The sequence below is a fragment of the Roseateles sp. genome (genome assembly GCF_039595295.1).
Lineage (GTDB): Bacteria > Pseudomonadota > Gammaproteobacteria > Burkholderiales > Burkholderiaceae_C > Roseateles.
Window position 1 is genome coordinate 59,520 of the sequence record NZ_JBCNLU010000011.1, and the last position, 17,465, is coordinate 76,984.

At 68.5% G+C, this 17,465-nt stretch carries 16 protein-coding genes and 1 tRNA gene; 9 read left to right on the forward strand and 8 right to left on the reverse strand.

Annotated features, from left to right (window positions below; genetic code table 11):
• Positions 1 to 27: 27 nt before the first annotated feature.
• Complete coding sequence (locus ABDW59_RS10690) at positions 28 to 1,404, forward strand: hemolysin family protein (protein ID WP_343629731.1); 1,377 nt, start codon at positions 28 to 30, stop codon at positions 1,402 to 1,404.
• On the opposite strand, the gene ABDW59_RS10695 is transcribed toward ABDW59_RS10690, so the two are convergent.
• Positions 1,367 to 1,960: a lytic transglycosylase domain-containing protein gene (locus ABDW59_RS10695; RefSeq protein ID WP_343629732.1), complete on the reverse strand. Its 594-nt coding sequence runs from the start codon at positions 1,958 to 1,960 to the stop codon at positions 1,367 to 1,369. The two genes, ABDW59_RS10690 and ABDW59_RS10695, sit on opposite strands and share 38 nt — an antisense overlap.
• Before the next feature lie 210 nt (positions 1,961 to 2,170).
• Between ABDW59_RS10695 and ligA the strand changes: the two genes are divergently transcribed.
• Positions 2,171 to 4,273: an NAD-dependent DNA ligase LigA gene (gene ligA / locus ABDW59_RS10700; protein ID WP_343629733.1), complete on the forward strand. Its 2,103-nt coding sequence runs from the start codon at positions 2,171 to 2,173 to the stop codon at positions 4,271 to 4,273.
• Here the strand turns inward: ligA and ABDW59_RS10705 are convergent.
• Both ABDW59_RS10705 and ABDW59_RS10710 read right to left on the reverse strand, forming a co-directional pair.
• Positions 4,251 to 5,657 (reverse strand): phosphatidylinositol-specific phospholipase C, encoded by a 1,407-nt coding sequence (locus tag ABDW59_RS10705; RefSeq protein WP_343629734.1) that lies wholly within the window; start codon positions 5,655 to 5,657, stop codon positions 4,251 to 4,253. The genes ligA and ABDW59_RS10705 overlap by 23 nt on opposite strands.
• Before the next feature lie 231 nt (positions 5,658 to 5,888).
• Entirely contained in the window at positions 5,889 to 6,992 is a 1,104-nt protein-coding gene (locus ABDW59_RS10710) for a Glu/Leu/Phe/Val dehydrogenase dimerization domain-containing protein (RefSeq protein ID WP_343629735.1), read from the reverse strand.
• Positions 6,993 to 7,229: 237 nt separating this feature from the next.
• Here ABDW59_RS10710 and ABDW59_RS10715 point away from each other — a divergent pair, with 237 nt between their 5' ends.
• From ABDW59_RS10715 to ABDW59_RS10725, 3 genes are read left to right on the forward strand one after another with little or no spacing between them, the layout of a single operon-like run.
• Complete coding sequence (locus ABDW59_RS10715; protein ID WP_343629736.1) at positions 7,230 to 8,678, forward strand: PAS domain S-box protein; 1,449 nt, start codon at positions 7,230 to 7,232, stop codon at positions 8,676 to 8,678.
• Positions 8,679 to 8,683: 5 nt separating this feature from the next.
• The gene (locus tag ABDW59_RS10720) at positions 8,684 to 9,109 is read left to right on the forward strand and encodes a response regulator (protein ID WP_343629737.1); all 426 of its coding nucleotides are present in this window, start codon (positions 8,684 to 8,686) and stop codon (positions 9,107 to 9,109) included.
• Positions 9,106 to 10,392, forward strand: a complete 1,287-nt coding sequence (locus ABDW59_RS10725) for an ATP-binding protein (protein ID WP_343629738.1) — start codon at positions 9,106 to 9,108, stop codon at positions 10,390 to 10,392. The genes ABDW59_RS10720 and ABDW59_RS10725 overlap by 4 nt, the downstream gene beginning before the upstream one ends.
• A 104-nt stretch (positions 10,393 to 10,496) precedes the next feature.
• Here ABDW59_RS10725 and ABDW59_RS10730 read toward each other — a convergent pair whose 3' ends face one another.
• Together ABDW59_RS10730 and ABDW59_RS10735 are read right to left on the reverse strand one after the other, a co-directional pair.
• Positions 10,497 to 11,243 (reverse strand): 2OG-Fe dioxygenase family protein, encoded by a 747-nt coding sequence (locus tag ABDW59_RS10730; RefSeq protein WP_343629739.1) that lies wholly within the window; start codon positions 11,241 to 11,243, stop codon positions 10,497 to 10,499.
• Between the two features lie 99 nt (positions 11,244 to 11,342).
• Complete coding sequence (locus ABDW59_RS10735; protein ID WP_343629740.1) at positions 11,343 to 12,380, reverse strand: CDP-6-deoxy-delta-3,4-glucoseen reductase; 1,038 nt, start codon at positions 12,378 to 12,380, stop codon at positions 11,343 to 11,345.
• Positions 12,381 to 12,529: 149 nt separating this feature from the next.
• Here ABDW59_RS10735 and ABDW59_RS10740 point away from each other — a divergent pair, with 149 nt between their 5' ends.
• Complete coding sequence (locus tag ABDW59_RS10740; protein ID WP_343629741.1) at positions 12,530 to 13,453, forward strand: SDR family oxidoreductase; 924 nt, start codon at positions 12,530 to 12,532, stop codon at positions 13,451 to 13,453.
• 30 nt (positions 13,454 to 13,483) lie between these two features.
• On the opposite strand, the gene ABDW59_RS10745 is transcribed toward ABDW59_RS10740, so the two are convergent.
• Together ABDW59_RS10745 and ABDW59_RS10750 are read right to left on the reverse strand one after the other, a co-directional pair.
• Positions 13,484 to 14,062 (reverse strand): rhomboid family intramembrane serine protease, encoded by a 579-nt coding sequence (locus ABDW59_RS10745; RefSeq protein ID WP_343629742.1) that lies wholly within the window; start codon positions 14,060 to 14,062, stop codon positions 13,484 to 13,486.
• Positions 14,063 to 14,257: 195 nt separating this feature from the next.
• Positions 14,258 to 14,342, reverse strand: a tRNA-Leu gene (locus ABDW59_RS10750).
• 149 nt (positions 14,343 to 14,491) lie between these two features.
• Here ABDW59_RS10750 and cysM point away from each other — a divergent pair.
• The 3 genes from cysM (at position 14,492) to ABDW59_RS10765 (ending at position 16,404) form a co-directional block, all read left to right on the forward strand.
• The gene (gene cysM, locus ABDW59_RS10755; RefSeq protein WP_343629743.1) at positions 14,492 to 15,421 is read left to right on the forward strand and encodes a cysteine synthase CysM; all 930 of its coding nucleotides are present in this window, start codon (positions 14,492 to 14,494) and stop codon (positions 15,419 to 15,421) included.
• Positions 15,422 to 15,537: 116 nt separating this feature from the next.
• Positions 15,538 to 16,065, forward strand: a complete 528-nt coding sequence (locus ABDW59_RS10760) for an NUDIX hydrolase (RefSeq protein ID WP_343629744.1) — start codon at positions 15,538 to 15,540, stop codon at positions 16,063 to 16,065.
• Between the two features lie 111 nt (positions 16,066 to 16,176).
• Positions 16,177 to 16,404, forward strand: coding sequence for a sulfurtransferase TusA family protein (locus ABDW59_RS10765; protein WP_067063834.1), 228 nt, complete (start codon positions 16,177 to 16,179; stop codon positions 16,402 to 16,404).
• A 154-nt stretch (positions 16,405 to 16,558) separates the two neighbouring features.
• On the opposite strand, the gene galU is transcribed toward ABDW59_RS10765, so the two are convergent.
• Complete coding sequence (galU, locus tag ABDW59_RS10770; RefSeq protein ID WP_343629747.1) at positions 16,559 to 17,428, reverse strand: UTP--glucose-1-phosphate uridylyltransferase GalU; 870 nt, start codon at positions 17,426 to 17,428, stop codon at positions 16,559 to 16,561.
• Positions 17,429 to 17,465 lie beyond the last annotated feature (37 nt).

Sequence of the window (17,465 nt, forward strand, 5' to 3'; positions counted from 1 at the left end):
GACCCCGGGTTCTCCCCCGTCACGGCGATGGGGCGAGCCGAGGGTGCTCGTTACACTGGCGGCTTCCCCACGCTGAAAGCCGCCTTGAGTTCCAGCCTGCTGCTCATCCTGTTGCTGATTTCCGCCAGCGCCTTCTTCTCGATGGCGGAGTTGTCCTTGGCCGCATCGCGGCGGCTCAAGCTCCGCCAGCTGGCGGACGAGGGCGACCCCCGGGCCGCTCAAGTGCTCAAGGTGCAGGAGCAGCCCGGCCACTACTTCACCGTGGTGCAGATCGGCGTGAACACGCTGGCCATCCTGGCCGGCGTGGTCGGGGAGGGCGCGCTGACTCCGCACTTCGAGACGCTGCTGCGTCCGCTGATCGACGTCGATACCGCGCAGCGACTGGCCTTCGGCCTGTCCTTCACCTGCGTGACCATCCTCTTCGTCGTGCTGGCGGACCTGCTCCCGAAGCGCCTGTCGATGAACGAGCCGGAACGGGTAGCCATGGTCCTGATCCGGCCCATGCTGCTGTTGACCGTGGTGCTGAAGCCGCTGACCTGGGCGCTGAACGCGGTGTCGGACGGCCTGCTGCGACTCCTGGGCCGGCCGGTCACGCCCGACAACACCATCACCCATGACGACATCCTCGCGCTGGCCGCGGCCGGCCATCAGGCGGGCGTGCTCGCCGCGGCGGAGCAGCAGGTGATCGAGAACGTCTTCGAGCTGGAGACCCGCACCGTCGAGTCCTCGATGACCTCGCGCGAGCGCATCGTCTACTTCTCGCTGGACGATGACGAGGCGCTGGTGCGCACGCGGATCGCGGATTCGCCGCACTCGACCTATCTGGTCTGCGACCAGGACATCGATCGCGTGGTCGGCTACGTGGACGCGACCGATCTGTTCCAGCGCGTGCTGCGCGGCGAGGTCATCTCGCTGCGCGCCGAGCCGGCGCTGATCAAGAAGGTGCTGATCGTTCCCGACCGCCTGACGCTGGCCGAGGTGCTAACCCAGTTCCGCCAGGCGCATGAGGACTTTGCGGTCATCGTCAACGAGTACTCGCTGGTCGTGGGCGTGATCACGCTGAACGACGTGATGAGCACGGTGATGGGCGCAATGGTCTCCACCGACGAGGAAGAGCAGCAGATCATCCGCCGCGACGACGGCAGTTTCCTGGCCGACGGCATCACGCCGATTCCCGACGTCCAGCGCGCGCTGGGCGTGGACGACTTCCCGCACCACGGCCAGTACGACACGCTGGCCGGCTTCCTGATGGTGATGCTGCGCCGCATCCCCAAGCGCACCGACGTCGTCGAATGGCACGGCTGGCGCTTCGAGGTCGTCGACGTGGACAGCCACCGCGTCGACCAGGTCATGATTGCGCGCGTCGTCAGCGCGGGCGCGACGGCAGACGCTGCGCCGGACTGATCCGCGCGGCATCCCGTGCCGGTGGCAAGGTGAGGGCCGGTCGCGGCAGCGCCGGCGGATTCAGGGCCGGCTGCTTCAGCACCATGTAGCGCCGCAGCACTTGGCGCGCATACGCGACTCGCTTGACCGGGTCGCGTGCGTTGTACGCACCCAGCCCCTGGATGCTGACCCCCATCTCCCGCAGGTTCGAGGCGAGGATCCAGGCGCCGACCAGGATATTGACGCAGGGGTCGCGCAGGTCGCGCTCGCTGACGCCGTGGCGGGCCAGCTTGGGCAGCCAGGACGAATTGATCTGCATCAGCCCGATGTCGGACGTGCCGTTGGCATTGCGGTGGGAGGCGGACGGGTTCATGCCCGACTCCTGCCAGGCGATGGCCGCCAGCAGCGTGGGGGACACGCCGTAGCGCGCGCCGGCTGCGTCGAAGCAGGCGCCCGAGGCGCTCCAGGCTGCGGTCCCGCTCAACCCGAAGGTCAGACCCAGCAACAGGCCGCGGATCGCGGGCGTGATGAGGCGACGGGGCTGCGCTCGGGCGCTCGTCGCGGACGGGAGGATCAAGAAGAGGTTCACGGGAAGAGAACGCAGGGCGAAAGGGGGCGGGGCTTGGACGCCGGCGCTCAGTTGCGTATCCCGCCGGCCAGGTCGGCGATCTGACGGTCGCCAGTCAGCTCGAGCGTGCGGTGCTGCTCGGAATCGGGGGCGGTCGCTGCTGACACGCGATGGCTCGGGAGACCTCAATCGGCGACCACGCTGAGACACAATCCGCGGATGATTTCCGCTCCGATTCCTGCCTCCCCGGAACTGGCCGCGACCCGCGCCGCCGAGCTCCGCGATCAGCTGCATCACCACGCCCATCTGTATTACGTGCTGGACACGCCCTCGCTGCCCGATGCCGAGTACGACAAGCTGTTCCAGGAGCTGCAGGCCATCGAGGCGGCCTATCCCGAGCTGCTGACGCCGGACTCGCCGACCCAGCGGGTGCTGGGCAAGGTGCTGGACGGGTTCGTGCCGGTGCGGCACACGGTGCCGATGCTGTCGATCCGGACCGAGACCGACACCGAGGCCACCGGCGCCGAGGCCTTCGACGCGCGCGTGCGCCGCGAGCTGGACCTCGAGCCCGGCGCGGCGCCCATCGAGTACGCGGCCGAGCTCAAGTTCGACGGGCTGGCCATCAACCTGCGTTACGAGCACGGCGTGCTCACGCAAGCGGCCACGCGAGGCAACGGCGAGACCGGCGAGGACGTGACCCAGAACGTGCGCACGATCGGACAGATTCCCTTGCGGCTGCACGGCGCCGCTGCGCCCGGCATTGCGGTGCTGGAGGTGCGGGGCGAGGTCTACATGCGGCGCGACGATTTCGAGGCGCTCAACGAGCGCCAGCGCGAAGCCAATGAAAAGACCTTCGTGAATCCGCGCAACACGGCGGCGGGCGCGATCCGGCAGCTGGATCCCGAGCTGGTGCGGCAACGGCCGCTGAGCTTCTTCGCCTACGGCCTGGGCGATGTGCAGGGCTGGGAGATTCCGCCGACGCACAGCGCGATGCTGGACGCGCTGCAGGCCTTCGGTCTGCCGGTCTGCGCGGACCGCGCGGTGGCGCTGGGCGCGCAGGGGCTGGTGAAGTTCCACCGTGAGATGGGCGAAAAGCGCGATGCGCTGCCCTTCGACATCGACGGCGTGGTCTACAAGGTCAACAGCCGGGAGCTGCAGCGCCGGCTTGGGTTCGTGTCGCGGGAGCCGCGCTGGGCGGTGGCGCACAAGTACCCCGCGCAGGAGCAGGTCACCCGGCTGGACCGCATCGAGATCCAGGTCGGCCGCACCGGCAAGCTGACGCCGGTGGCCAAGCTGGAGCCGGTCTTCGTCGGCGGAACCACGGTGAGCAATGCCACGCTGCACAACGTCTTCGAACTACGCCGCAAGGGTGTGCGGGTCGGCGATCAGGTGATCGTGCGGCGGGCGGGGGACGTGATCCCGGAGATCGTCGGCAAGGTCGACGCAAAGCGGGCGGCGTATGTCGCCAACTTCCACATGCCCCGGCACTGCCCGATCTGCGGCAGCGACGTGGTGCGGGAGAAAGGCGGCATCGACCATCGCTGCAGCGGCGGCATCTTCTGCCCGGCGCAGCGCAAGCAGGCGCTGCTGCACTTCGCCGGCCGGCGCGCGATGGACATCGAGGGGCTGGGCGACAAGCTGGTCGATCAGCTGGTCGACGGCGGGATCGTGGGCAGCCTGCCCGCGCTGTACAAGCTGGGCGTGGCCAAGCTGACGGCGCTGGAGCGCATGGGCGAGAAGAGCGCCCAGAACCTGGTCGACGCGCTGGAGAAGAGCAAGCACACGACGCTGGGCCGCTTCCTGTTCGCGCTGGGCATCCGGCATGTGGGCGAAACCACGGCCAAGGATCTGGCCAAGCACTTCGGCAACATGGAGGCGCTGATGGCGGCGACCGAGGAGCAACTGCTCGAGGTCAAGGACGTCGGGCCGGTGGTGGCCAAGAGCGTCGCCGCGTTCTTTGGGGAGGCGCACAACCGGGAGGTCGTGGAGCAGCTGCTCGCGGCGGGGGTGGAATACCCGAAGAGCGACGGGGCCGCGTCGCAACCGGTGGGGCCGCAGCCGCTCGCGGGGAAGACGCTGGTGCTGACGGGCACGCTGCCGACGCTGTCGCGGGATGAGGCCAAGGCGCTCATCGAGGCGGCGGGCGGGAAGGTCAGCGGGTCGGTGTCGAAGAAGACCAGCTTCGTGATCGCGGGTGAAGAGGCGGGGTCGAAGCTGGAGAAAGCCAGGGAGCTGGGGGTCGCCATCCTCGATGAGGAGGGGCTGCAGGCGCTGTTGGCGGCGCAGCCGGACGCCTCCTTCAGAACGGCTCTTGGCGGATGAATTCCCAATAGGCGTTCGACGACTGGTTGGTGGGGAACCAGAGTTTCTGATGGGCGTAGTAGCCGGCCTTCTTGGCCCTGAAGTAATCGATGGAATGGGTGAACGGATTCCGGTAGGCGTAGATGTCGCCGACTGCCGATGCGGCCGAGTGCACCCAGTACTTGATGTCCCGACCTGCAGGGAATTGATTGCCCAGAAGGATCCAGTCGTTGTTGTCTCGACCGTCGATCGGGAAATACCAGTAAGCGCCGTCCCGCTTGGCCGCGAAGTACTCGACGAGGTGGGTGTAGGGATTGTTGTAGACGTAGACGTCCCCGGCCCTGGCCACGTCTCCCTGCCTCCAGGTCTTCGCATTGCGCTCGATGATGGCGTCGATCAGCGACCGGCCCGGAAAATCCGCGACGACGATGCCGGCGAAGGCTGGCATGCGGGTCTTCAGATACTCGGCGGTGAGCTCGTTGAGCCCTTTGAAGTAGATGCTGCAGATCCCGATGAAGCAGCTGTCGCGAGGGAAGTCCGGGTAGCTGCCGGACCAGCCGGGTGTCGTGAGGCCGGTGACGAGGTGGCCGCCGTCGGGTGAGCTGCGTCCGCTCGCCACGAAGTAGGGGAACGAGCCGCCGGAGCCGACGATGTGGGTGATGTAGCCCCCGTATGGGCTCGGCGTCATCGAGGCCAAGCGCGACTTGATCCTGGACCAATGGCTGTACAAGTCCCAATTGGTTCCCATCTCGTAGTTGTCGAGAATGTTGAAATCGTTGTAGGTCAGGCCATTGCGCTGCCTTTCATTGAAGCGCTTGACGATGACGATCTTGCCGCGCACCTCACCGAGGCGCGGATTCTGCGTTTCGTTGTAGCCCTGCCAGATGACGTGCGCGTAGGTGGCGAAAATCGGGTCGAAGGCGGCTTGAAGTTCCGCGTTGGGCCGTTCGGAGTATTCCTGCTGGAGCTTGATCAGCACGGTCTCGCTGGGGTGTTTGGCGAGGAAGCTCGCGACGTCGGCAAAGCCGCTGGCACAGGTCTTGTGCATCCCGACGAAGCCGTGGTGGAACTGCAGATCGCCATTGTCGAGACGGCAGCGGAAATCCAGATATCGAATCCCCGCCCGCAGTTGATCGGGGATGGACATGCTTTGGTTCTGGACGGCATCTCCGCCATAGCCGACGGAGGCGGAATCATGGGTGCCGGGGATGGACAGACTCAGCAGCGGTCGGTCGTCTCCGATGGCCTTCATCCAGCTGGGCTGGGTCAGATCTTTGGCCCACAAGCCGCCATGTGAATAGGCGTCGGTGTAGTCCCAGTTGCCGGCGTGCGCGAAGGTGCAGCACAGCCCGGTCAGCACGGCGGCGAGCCGTGCGAAACGGCGTCGGAGAAGTTTGGAAATCACGATCGAGTCCTGGAGGCGCGGGGACGGCCCGCTGGGGTGGAGACGACGCGTGGGTGTCTCAGCCCGAACTCGTATTCGTTAGGCGATCGGGTTCATCCGAGGATGAATGCACGCTTTCCGCCATTCAAGGGCTTTGGCGTGTGATGGCCCTCACCCCCAGCCCCTCTCCCGCCAGCGGGCGAGGGGATCCCGACGCTCCGATTTGAGAGCGAGCGGGCGAGGGCGCTTGGGTCAGGCCTTGATCAGCAGCGAGCGGGCCCAGGCGTCCGCTTCGCGGGCCGGCGTCAGGCCGCTGGTCTTGACGCGGTCCAGCAGCTCGGCGACGCGGCCACGGATCTGACCGACTTCGGTCATCACGGCCGTTTCCTCGCCTTCGCCGCGGTACTCGCGCGCCACGCTGATGATGCCGCCGGCATTCACCAGATAGTCCGGCAGGTACATGATCCCGCGGGCCTGCAGCGCGTCGCCGTCGGCGGCCGTCGCCAGCTGATTGTTGGCCGCGCCGGCGATCAGGCGCGCCTTCAGCGCAGGGATGGACACCGCGTTCAACGTCGCGCCCAGCGCGCAGGGCGCCACCACGTCGACGTCCGCCGCCAGGATCTCGTCCACGCTCACCGCTTGCGCGCCCAGCTCGGTCACCGCGCGGGCGACCTTCTCGCCGTTGACGTCGGCCACCACCAGCTTGGCGCCGGCTCGATGCAGGAACTCGGCCAGATGCCAGCCCACCGCGCCCAGACCCTGCAGCGCCACGCGCACGCCTTGCAGCGACTCGCGACCCAGCACGCGCTTGACGCCCTCATCAATCGAGACGAACACGCCCCAGGCCGTCTTCGGGCTCGGGTCGCCGCCGAAGGCGCCATCGCGCGGGATGCCCGACACGTAACTCGTGTGGGCCATCATGCCCTTCATGTCGGCGGTGGTGGTGCCCACGTCCTCGGCGGTGATGTAGGCGCCGTCCAGCGACTGCACCGCGCGACCGAAGGCCGCGAACAACGCGGCGCGGTCGAACTCGCCCTGCGGCTTGATGATCACCGCCTTGCCGCCGCCGAAGGGCAGGTTGGCGAGGGCGTTCTTGTGGCTCATGCCTTGTGACAGGCGCAGCGCGTCGTTCAGCGCGGCCAGCTCGTTGTCGTAGCTCCAGAAGCGGCAGCCGCCGAAGGCCGGACCGCGCGCGGTGCTGTGCACCGCCAGGATCGCCTTCAGACCGGTCACCGGATCGGCGGCCAGCAGCACGCGTTCGTGCGGGGCCTGGTCGGGCAGGCCGAAGAGCGAGGAGGGGAGAGAGTCGGACGAGCCGGCGGCCAGCGCGCGGGCGATGTCGGTGATGGCGTTCATGGGTGAACCTGCACTTGTGATGCTTGAAATGAAACCGGCGCCTGATGCGCCGATGCGGCCCGCTCGCGCTTGTGACGCCTGCGGGGGCCGTCAGTGTACGCGTCTCGTTGTCGCCAGGCCGTTGTCCGCACCCATCGCCCACGAGCAGGGGACGGCCACCCCTTGGCGTACAGCCCACGCCCGTGATACACCTCTGTCCTGATGGTGTGCGCACTGCGCACGCCACAGGGAGGCTCCGTGACTGACAACCCCGCTGACGACCGGTTCCGGTCGATCGTGGAGGCGATCCCGAGCGCCATCGTCCTGGTGGATCGGGAGCGCCGCATCCGGCTGATCAACCGCAAGGCCGAGGAGCTGTTCGGCTATCCGCGGGAGGAATTGCTGGGCGCCACGGTCGAGACCTTGATCCCCGCGCGCTACCAGGCCGGCCATCCGCGCCATGTGGGCGATTTCTTCGCCCGGCCGGAGACGCGCGCCATGGGCGCGGGCCGCGACCTCTTCGGCCGTCGCAAGAACGGCGAGGAAGTCCCCATCGAGATCGGCCTGAGTCCCATCGACACCGCCGAGGGCCTGTGCACGCTGGCCTCCATCATCGACATCACCGAGCGCAAGCGGGCCCAGGAGCGCTTCGAGCTGGTGGTCGAAGCCTCGCCCAGCGCAATGATCATGATCGACTCGGCGCGCCGCATTCGGCTGGTCAACCGGCGCGCGGAGGAGATGTTCGGCTACGAGCGGGCCGAGTTCCTCGGCCAGCCCATCGAGATGCTGGTGCCCGAGCGCTACCGGGCCGGACATCCGGGTCACGTGGCCTCCTTCTCCGGCCGGCCCGAGGCGCGGCCCATGGGCGCGGGGCGGGAACTCTTCGGCCTGCGCAAGGACGGCTCGGAGATGCCGGTGGAGATCGGGCTCACGCCGATCGACGCGCCGGACGGGCATTACGTCGTCGCCTCCATCATCGACATCACCGAGCGCCGTCGCAGCGAGGACGAGCTGCGCCGCAGCAATGCGGAGCTGGAGCAGTTCGCCTACGTCGCCTCGCACGACTTGCAGGAGCCGCTGCGCATGGTCGCCAACTACACCGAGCTCCTGGCCCAGCGCTACGCCGGCCAGATCGACGAGCGCGCCGACAAGTACATCCGCTACGCCTCCGACGGCGCGCGCCGCATGCAGCGGCTGGTGGCGGACCTGCTGGCCTACTCCCGCGTGGGATCGCAGGGCAAGCCGCTGCTGCCGGTGGAGGCGGACCAGGTGCTGGAGGCGGTGACCCATTCGCTGCAGCGGCTGCTGCGCGAGTCGGGCGGGGTGGTCGAGGCCGGCCCGCTGCCGCGCGTGCAGGCCGACGAGGGCCAGCTCCACCAGCTGCTGCAGAACCTGATCACGAACGCGATCAAGTTCCGCTCCGAGGCGGCGCCGCGGGTGCGGATCTCGGCGCGGCCGCAGGGGCATCGCTGGCTGATCCAGGTGAGCGACAACGGCATCGGCATCGACATGCAGTACGCGCAGCGCGTGTTCCAGATGTTCCAGCGGCTGCACGAACTGGGCCGCTACGAGGGCAGCGGCATCGGCCTGGCCATCGCCAAGCGCATCGTGGAGCGCCATGGCGGATCGATCTGGATCGACTCCGCGCCGGGGCAGGGCAGCACCGTGTCCTTCACCCTGGCGCCGGCCCGCATGGAAGGAGGCTGAGCGCCATGAGCCAACCGCTGAACATCCTGCTGATCGAGGACAACCCCGGCGACGCGGATCTGGTGGCCGAGACGCTGGAGCAGAGCCGGCTGCGCCTGGACATCGCGGTGGCGGTGGATGGCGCGCAGGCGCTTTCGCGGCTGATGCGCGAGCCGCCGTTCGAGGAGGTGGCCCGGCCCGACCTCATCCTGCTCGATCTGAACCTGCCCAAGGTGGGCGGCCGCGAGGTGCTGGCGCGCATCAAGACCGAGCCGCATCTGAAGGAGATTCCGGTGGTGGTGCTGACCTCCTCGGACGCGGAGCACGACATCGTCAAGAGCTACGAGCTGGGCGCCAACTGCTACGTGACCAAGCCGGTCGGGCTGGTGGCCTTCCAGTCCATCGTGCAGGCGATCGAGGGTTTCTGGTTCACCGTGGTGAAGCTGCCATGACCGTGCGCATGGATCCCATGGACGCGGGCGGACCGGTCGGACCCGCCGTTCCGGGCGGGGCGGGCGGGCCGGGCCCATCGGGTGGGCGACGCACGCAGCTGCCCATCCTGCTGGTCGAGGACAACGACGGTGACGCCGACCTGATCACCGATCTGCTGGCCGAGGCGCCCGCGCCGCAGCGCCCGGTGGTGCGCGCCACGCGACTGGCCGAGGCGGTCAGCCTGCTGGAGCGGCATCGCGTCGCCGCCGTGCTGCTGGACCTGCACCTGCCCGACGCGGCCGGCCTGGAGTGCGTGAGCGCGGTACGTTCCCAGGCACGGGACACGCCCATCCTGGTGCTCACCGGCATGGACGACGACGAGCTGGCGCTGTCCTGCATGACGGCGGGCGCGCAGGACTATTTGTCCAAACAGGATGTGCGGCCACGGGCGCTGGCGCGGGCCATCGACTACGCGCTGGCCCGCACGCGGGAGGCGCGAGCGCGCATGCGGGCGCAGGCCCTGCGGTTGCGCAGCGCCGAGCTGGAACTGGAGAACAAGCGCATCCTCGAAGCCAGCCAGCGCAAGGGCCGCTATCTGGCCAACATGTCGCACGAGCTGCGCACGCCGCTGAATGCGGTGATCGGGTTCTCGCAGCTGCTGGTGGACGGCGGGCCGGCGTTGACGCACGACCATGTGCGTGGCTATGCCGGCCACATCCTGTCCAGCGGCCGCCATCTGCTGGATCTGATCAATGACATCCTGGACCTGGCGCGGCTGGAGGCCGGCGGGCTGGATCTGCATCCCTGCGCGACCTCGGTGCCGGACGTGGTGCGGGAAGTCGTCGACGTGGTGGCGGGCAGCTTCACCGCCAAGCCGATGACGGTGACGCTGGAGATCGACGTCGATCCGCCGCTGTTCTTCACCGACCCGCTGCGGCTGCGGCAGGTGCTCTACAACTACCTGTCCAACGCCTGGAAGTTCACGCCGGCGGGAGGCCGGCTGACGGTGCGCGCGTCGCGTCTGGGACCGGACTGGCTGCGGTTGGAGGTCGAGGACACCGGTCCCGGCATCGCCGAGGAGGACCAGCACCGCCTGTTCACCGAGTTCACCCAGCTGCCCTCGGAGGTGCAGCGCCAGTACCGCGGCACGGGGCTGGGGCTGGCGCTGACCAAGCGCATCGTCGAGGCGCAGGGCGGGCACGTCGGCGTGAGCAGCCAGCCGGGGCGGGGATCGATGTTTTTCGCCGAGCTGCCGGATCCGCCGCGGCATGAGCGGATCGAGGAAGCCCTGCAGGCGCCCTGACCTTGCCGTTCACCTTCATCGTCGACCGATCGAGCTCGACCGTCACCGCGAACACCAGTCCCCTGCTTTTCGAGGCGGCGATGCGATCGACTCGGCGGCGCCGCTCACCGCCCCATGAACGCGTCCGCCCGCAGCGTCACGACCAGCGTGTCGCGATGACCGCCGTGGGCCGGATCGATCGGCTGGATGGGCGTGGTCTCGTGGATGACGCGCTCGTCGTCCAGCAGCAGCAGGGTCCAGGGCTCCATCATGGTGAAGCGTTGACCGCGCGGGCCGTCGGCCTCGAAGACGCGGGACTCGCCGCCCTTGATGGCGTGGCGGGTCAGCATGAAGACCGCCACCAGATCGACGCCGTCCCGGTGCGCGCCCTCGGGCGTGGGGCGGCCAATGCCGCCCGCCGTGTCGATCCGGAACTGGTGGGCCTCGACGAACCAGGGGCGCGCGCCCTTGAGCCGATCGGCCACGCCGGCCAGGCCCAGCAGCAGGCGCGGCCAGATGGGCAGGTCCACCGCCGCGGGATCCATGGGCTCGAACCAGCGCTCGATGCCGCCGTGCAGCGCGTTGTAGTCCACCGGTTGCCAGTGCGCGCGGTGCGGCGCCAGACGCACCGCCGGCTCGGCCTGCGCGTCGACGACGAAGCTCGCATGACGGCGGAAGCGGTAGCGGCCGCCGTCGCGCAGGTAGGCGTCGGGCGGCAGGTCGTTCCAGAAGGTCTGCAGCGCGCGCAGATCACCGGCCTGGCAATGCAGCCAATGCGTCAGGCTCTCCGGCGCGATGACGGTGTGACCGAGATCCTGCAGTTGCTGCTCGAACTGCGCGGCGCTGGAGTAGGGCGGCGGAAAGTGCTTCATGCCCGCAAGTATCGGACGGCACTCCCCACCCTGGCACATGTCACGCCTTCAACGCGGGATTCGCGGTGCGGAAGGCGGATGACGAGGATCAACGGCGGCTCAGCCGGCGTGCTTGTCGGCTTCCGAGGTGAAGGCGTCGGCGTAGAACTCTTCCGCCGGCAGACCGCATTGCGCGACGAAATCGCGCTGCGCGGACTCGACCATCACCGGCGCGCCGCAGGCGTAGATCTGGTGGCGCGACAGGTCCGGCAGGTCCGCCATCACGGCCTGGTGGACGAAGCCGGTGCGGCCCGTCCAACCGTCCTCGGGCTTGGGCTCGGAGAGCACCGGCACGTAGGTCAGCGTGGGCATGGTCGCGACGGCCTGGACGGCCCAGTCGTGCAGGTACAGATCGGACTTGCCACGCGCGCCCCAGTACAGCGTCACCGGGCGGGTGATGCCCTGATCCTGGATGCGTTCCAGGATGGCCTTGATCGGCGCGAAGCCGGTGCCGGAGGCCAGCAGCACGATGGGCTTGTCGCTGTCCTCGCGCAGGAAGAAGCTGCCGAAGGGGCCTTCCATGCGCAGGATGTCTTTCTCCTTGAGCGCGCTGAAGACGTGGTCGGTGAACTTGCCGCCGGGCATGTGGCGGATGTGCAGCTCGATCGCGGGCGGCGTGCCCAGGCGGCTGGGCGCGTTGGCCATCGAGTAGCTGCGGCGCGCGCCGTCGCGCAGGATGAACTCGACGTACTGGCCGGCGCGGAACTGCAGGTTCTGGTTGGCCGGCAGCTGCAGCTTGACGACCGCGACATCGGCCGCGGGCTTCTCCAGCGTCAGCACGCGGCTGGGCAGCTTGAGCACGGGGAACTCGCCGGCGCCGGGCACGGTGCGGGCCTCGACGGTGCAATCGGTCTGCGGGCGCGCGCAGCAGGTCAGCACGAAGCCGGCGGCCTCTTCTTCATCGGACAGCGCCTTGGGCTGATGCTCGCCGTGGATGACCTGACCCTCGACCAGCTTGCTCTTGCAGGAGCCGCAGGCGCCGTCCTTGCAGCCATAGGGAAGGCCGATGCCCTGGCGGATGGCGGCGGCCAGCAGGGTCTCGTCGTCGTCGACGGAGTAGTTGCGGCCGGCGGGCAGGACGGTGACCTGGAAGCTCATGGTGCGGGATAGCGACGTGGAGGAGGGCGCGCGAGCACCCGGAAAGGGACGAAGCGACACGGCCCGCGCGGTCCGGAAGACCAAGGCGCGAGCCGTACACTGGGCCGCTATTTTGCCTGAGCCCCGCCCGCTCCGCCCCGCTTGTGCCCATGACCGGATCGAATCCCGCCCCGACCACCGCCGCGCGCCGCGCCCGCCGCGAGCGCCTGCTGATCATCGGCTGCGGCGACGTGGGCCTGCGGGTGCTGCGCCAGCTGGCCGGGCGCTGGACGGTGTTCGCGCTGACCAGCAGCGCCGCGCGGGCGCCCGAGTTGCGTGCGGCGGGGGCGATTCCGCTGGTCGGCAATCTCGATGATGGGGCGACGCTGCGCCGTCTCGCAGGGCTGGCCGACCGGGTGCTGCATCTGGCGCCGCCGGCCGCGCAAGGCCGCGAGGACGCGCGCACTCGGCGGCTGCTGCAGGCGCTGTCGCGCGGCGAGCTGCCGGCACATCTGGTCTATGCGAGCACCAGCGGCGTCTACGGCGATTGCGGCGGCGCGCGCATCGACGAGACGCGCCGCCCGAATCCCTCCAACGATCGCGCCTGGCGGCGTGTCGATGCGGAGTCGCAGCTGCGTCGCTGGGGGCGGGACACGGGCTGTGCGGTGACCGTGCTGCGTGTGCCCGGCATCTATGCCTTCGACCGCGAGGGCGGCCATCCGCGCGAACGTCTCGCCAAGGGGCTGCCGGTGCTGGCGCGCGAGGACGACGTCTACACGAATCACATCCAGGCCGACGATCTGGCGCGGGCTTGCCGGCTCGCGCTGGTGCGGGGGGCCGCTGCGCGCGTGATCCATGCGAGCGACGACAGCGAGCTGCTGATGGGCGACTACTTCGAGCTGGCCGCGCGCCTGTGCGGCATGGCGGCGCCGGCGCGTGTCGCCCGCGCGGAGGCGGCGACGGTGTTCTCGCCGATGCAGATGAGCTTCATGAATGAATCGCGCCGCATGGACAACCGGCGGCTCAAGCGGGAGCTGCGTCAGCGCCTTCGCTATCCGACGCCGGCCGAGGGCCTGCTGGCGGTGGAGACCTGACCCCGGCGCGACGATCGGCGCGGTGCGCGCTCAGCGGCGCGGCCGGCGCCAGTGATTGATGATCAGCCAAGCGCCGAGCATCCCGCCCAGATGCGCGAAGTGGGCGATGCCGCGTCCGCCGGAGAAGCCCAGGATCAGCTCCAGCCCGCCGAAGATCGCGACGAAGTACTTCACCTTCATCGGGATGGGCGGGAACAGCGGCATGATCACGCGCTCCCCGAACTGCAGGCCGTAAGCCAGCAGCAGTCCGAACAGCGCGCCCGAGGCGCCCACCGTCGTGGACGGGGAATTCGTGACCAGGGTGAACACCAGTTGCGCGGCCGCGCCCGTCAGCGCGCTGGCCAGCAGCAGCATGCTGTAGCGCAGGCGGCCCAGCACGGTCTCAAGTTCCGCGCCGAACATCCACAGCCCCAGCATGTTGAAGAACAGATGGAGTATGTCGCCGTGCAGGAAGGCGTAGGTCAGCGGCTGCCAGATCCGGAAGCCGCCGCTGTTCAGCGGCCAGAGCCACATCGGGCTGAGCGTGTAGCTGCCGATCAGCTGCCCCAGGCAGAACATGCCCACGCAGAACAGCATCAGGGCCTTGGTCACCGGAGGGAGGAAGGGCATGGGCGAGGCGTCTTCGAGTGGCGCCGCCCGAGGGCGGCGTGAGCGGAGGCGGGCGACCCGTCATTGGGACCCGGGCGTTCGGTCGAGTGTAACCAAGCTCGATGCAGGCAAGCCCTGGCCCCGCAGGAAGCGAAGCCGCAGTGAGAACGCCATGATGGTCTTGCTGATGACGCGAGGGCCCCTCGTTGTCAGAGGTGGTGCCCGGAGTCGGACTCGAACCGACACGCCTTGCGGCGGGGGATTTTGAGTCCCCTGCGTCTACCGATTTCGCCATCCGGGCGTCATCAGCAAAGCGGCCCCGGTCGGATCGACGCTGGGGCCGTGTCGCGGGCCGCTGCTCAAGCTTCGTCGTGGACAGAACCAGAGGGGCCGCGAAAGAAAAGGCATTATGCCACCACGGCCACACGCCGGCTGAGAGAATGTGCGGCTATGAGTGAATCAAGCGCCTCCGACCTCAAAAGCTACCCGACCCTGGAAGACGTGATCGGCAACACGCCGTTGGTGCGGCTGCAACGGGTGCTCGGGCCCGAGCTGGCCGCGCGCGGCAATGTGCTGCTGGCCAAGCTGGAGGGCAACAACCCCGCCGGCTCGGTGAAGGACCGTCCCGCCATCAGCATGATCAAGCGCGCCGAGGAGCGCGGCGAGATCAAGCCCGGCGACACGCTGATCGAGGCGACCTCGGGCAACACCGGCATCGCGTTGGCGATGGCCGCCGCGATCCGCGGCTACCGCATGGTGCTGATCATGCCGGAGGACCTGTCGATTGAACGCGCACAGACCATGAAGGCCTTCGGCGCCGAACTCATCCTGACGCCGCGGTCCGGCGGCATGGAATACGCCCGCGATCTGGCCGAGCAGATGCAGCGCGACGGCAAGGGCCGCGTGCTGGACCAGTTCGCCAACAACGACAACCCGCGCGTCCATTACGAGACCACTGGTCCCGAGATCTGGCGCGACACCGGCGGCCGCGTGACCCACTTCGTCAGCGCGATGGGCACGACCGGCACCATCACCGGCGTGTCGCGCTTCCTCAAGGAGAAGAACCCCGAGGTGCGCATCGTCGGCGCGCAGCCGGCCGAGGGCTCGCGCATTCCGGGCATCCGCAAGTGGCCGCAGGCCTATCTGCCCAAGATCTACCGCGCCGAGAACGTCGATGAGCTGGTGCTGGTCGGCCAGTCCGACGCCGAGGACATGGCCCGGCGCCTGGCGCGCGAGGAAGGCCTGTTCGGCGGCATCAGCGCCGCGGGCGCCTGCTGGGTCGCGCTGCAGATCGCGCGCCAGGTCAGCAACGCCACCATCGTCTTCGTCGTCTGCGACCGCGGCGATCGCTACCTGTCGACGGGCGTCTTCCCGGCCTGAGGCCCTGGCGTTCAAACCACCGACGCCACCGCCACCGCCGACGCCGCGCCGATCATCCTCATTCTCAACGTCATCCACGGCCGCCCGTATGGGGCCATCCACCACGAGCCGCCGCCATGACCTTCCGCTTCTGCCCGCAATGCGCTTCGGAGCTCGCCTGGATTGAACGGCCCGAAGACGGCGGCCCCAAGACCCGGCTGCGCTGCCCCAACTGCGACTTCTCGCATTGGGACAATCCGACGCCGGTGCTGGCCGCCGTCGTCGAATGCGTGGACCGCGAGGGCCAGGTCTTGCTGGCGCGCAACGCGGCCTGGCCGATGCGCTTTTTCGGGCTGATCACCGGCTTCATGGAAGCGGGCGAGACGCCGGAGGAGGGCATCAAGCGCGAGGTGCTGGAAGAGACCTCGCTGGAGGCGCTGGGCGCGACGCTGATCGGCGTCTACGACTTCCAGAAGAAGAATCAGGTGATCATCGCGTACCACGTGCCGGCGCGCGGGGAAGTCACGCTCTCGCCCGAGCTGATCGAGTACACGCTGACGCCGCCCGATCAGCTCGAATGCTGGCCCGCGGGCACCGGCCAGGCGTTGGCGGACTGGCTGCGCGGACGCGGCATCGAGCCGCGCTGGATGGCTCCTCGCACCTGAACGCCGAGGCGTCGCCATGATCGCCGACCCGGGGCCCGCCTCTAGAATCTGGACCTATCGCCGCGCGCGGCCGTTCCTCTCGGACGGTCCCCGGCCAGCAAGGACGCCTTCATGGACATTCACAAGGAACTCGACACCCGCGGCCTGAACTGCCCGCTGCCCATCCTCAAGGCCAAGAAGGCGCTGGCGGAGATGGAGAGCGGTCAGCTGCTGAAGGTGGTGGCCACGGATCCGGGCTCGACGCGCGACTTCCAGGCCTTCGCCCGCCAGACCGGCAACGAGCTGGTCGAGCAGAGCGCCAGCGGCGACGAATTCATCCACGTGCTCAAGCGCCGCTGAGGCGCCTCGTCCTCGCACCGGTCGTCACTGCGCGTACGGCTTGTTGCAAAGAAGAAGGCCACGCAGTGCGTGGCCTTCGTCGCTTTCTCGAGTCCTTCGCGAGCCCTTTACAGACCCGCGCCGATCCGCTTGCGCGGACCGGCGGCTTTTGCCGTCAGATCTCCAGCGTCTTCAGGTACTCGCGGAAGCTCGCGCCCAGCTGCGGGTGATCCAGCGCCAGCTCGACGTTGGCCTGCAGGAAGCCTTCCTTGCTGCCGCAGTCGTAGCGCTTGCCTTCATAGCGGAAGGCGAAGACCTTCTCGCGACGCATCAGCGCGGCGATGCCGTCGGTCAGCTGGATCTCGCCGCCCACGCCGCGCGGCTGGGTGGCGATTTCGCGGAACACGCCCGGGGTCAGGATGTAGCGACCGGCCACGCCCAGACGCGACGGGGCGTCCTCGGGGTTGGGCTTCTCGACCATGTGGGTCAGATCCATCAGGCGGTCGCTGATGGGCGCGCCGGCGACGATGCCGTAGCGCTTGGTGTGCTCGGCCGGCACTTCCTGGACCGCCAGGATGCTGGCCTGCCACTCGGAGAACTGGTCCACCATCTGCTTGAGCACCGGCGGCTTGCCGACCATCAGGTCATCGGCCAGCAGCACCGCGAAGGGCTCGTTCACCACCACGCACTGGGCGCACAGCACCGCGTGGCCCAGGCCCAGGGCCTTGGGTTGGCGGATGTAGATGCATTCCATGTCGTCGGGCTTGATGGAGTGCACGAGGTCGAGCAGCTCCTTCTTGCCGGCGGCTTCCAGCTCGGTCTCGAGCTCGAAGGCGGTGTCGAAGTGATCGGGGATGGCGCGCTTGTTGCGGCCGTTCACGAAGATCATCTGGCGGATGCCGGCCGCGTAGGCCTCCTCGACCGCATACTGGATCAAGGGCTTGTCCACCACGGGCAACATCTCCTTGGGTTGAGCCTTGGTGGCGGGCAAAAAGCGCGTTCCCAAGCCTGCGACCGGAAAGATTGCCTTGTTGATAAGGGCCATTTACGTACACTCCCGCGAGTAGTTGCGCTGGGCATTG

Bases quoted from the DNA above. Each gene is read 5' to 3' on its own strand.
- ABDW59_RS10710 (WP_343629735.1), bottom strand. From the start codon at position 6,992: ATGAACGCCATCACCGACATCGCCCGCGCGCTGGCCGCCGGCTCGTCC.
- ABDW59_RS10730 (WP_343629739.1), bottom strand. From the start codon at position 11,243: ATGAAGCACTTTCCGCCGCCCTACTCCAGCGCCGCGCAGTTCGAGCAG.
- ABDW59_RS10725 (WP_343629738.1), top strand. From the start codon at position 9,106: ATGACCGTGCGCATGGATCCCATGGACGCGGGCGGACCGGTCGGACCC.
- ABDW59_RS10720 (WP_343629737.1), top strand. From the start codon at position 8,684: ATGAGCCAACCGCTGAACATCCTGCTGATCGAGGACAACCCCGGCGAC.
- cysM (WP_343629743.1), top strand. From the start codon at position 14,492: ATGAGTGAATCAAGCGCCTCCGACCTCAAAAGCTACCCGACCCTGGAA.
- ABDW59_RS10740 (WP_343629741.1), top strand. From the start codon at position 12,530: ATGACCGGATCGAATCCCGCCCCGACCACCGCCGCGCGCCGCGCCCGC.
- ABDW59_RS10765 (WP_067063834.1), top strand. From the start codon at position 16,177: ATGGACATTCACAAGGAACTCGACACCCGCGGCCTGAACTGCCCGCTG.
- ABDW59_RS10735 (WP_343629740.1), bottom strand. From the start codon at position 12,380: ATGAGCTTCCAGGTCACCGTCCTGCCCGCCGGCCGCAACTACTCCGTC.
- ABDW59_RS10745 (WP_343629742.1), bottom strand. From the start codon at position 14,062: ATGCCCTTCCTCCCTCCGGTGACCAAGGCCCTGATGCTGTTCTGCGTG.
- ABDW59_RS10760 (WP_343629744.1), top strand. From the start codon at position 15,538: ATGACCTTCCGCTTCTGCCCGCAATGCGCTTCGGAGCTCGCCTGGATT.
- ligA (WP_343629733.1), top strand. From the start codon at position 2,171: ATGATTTCCGCTCCGATTCCTGCCTCCCCGGAACTGGCCGCGACCCGC.
- ABDW59_RS10690 (WP_343629731.1), top strand. From the start codon at position 28: ATGGGGCGAGCCGAGGGTGCTCGTTACACTGGCGGCTTCCCCACGCTG.
- galU (WP_343629747.1), bottom strand. From the start codon at position 17,428: ATGGCCCTTATCAACAAGGCAATCTTTCCGGTCGCAGGCTTGGGAACG.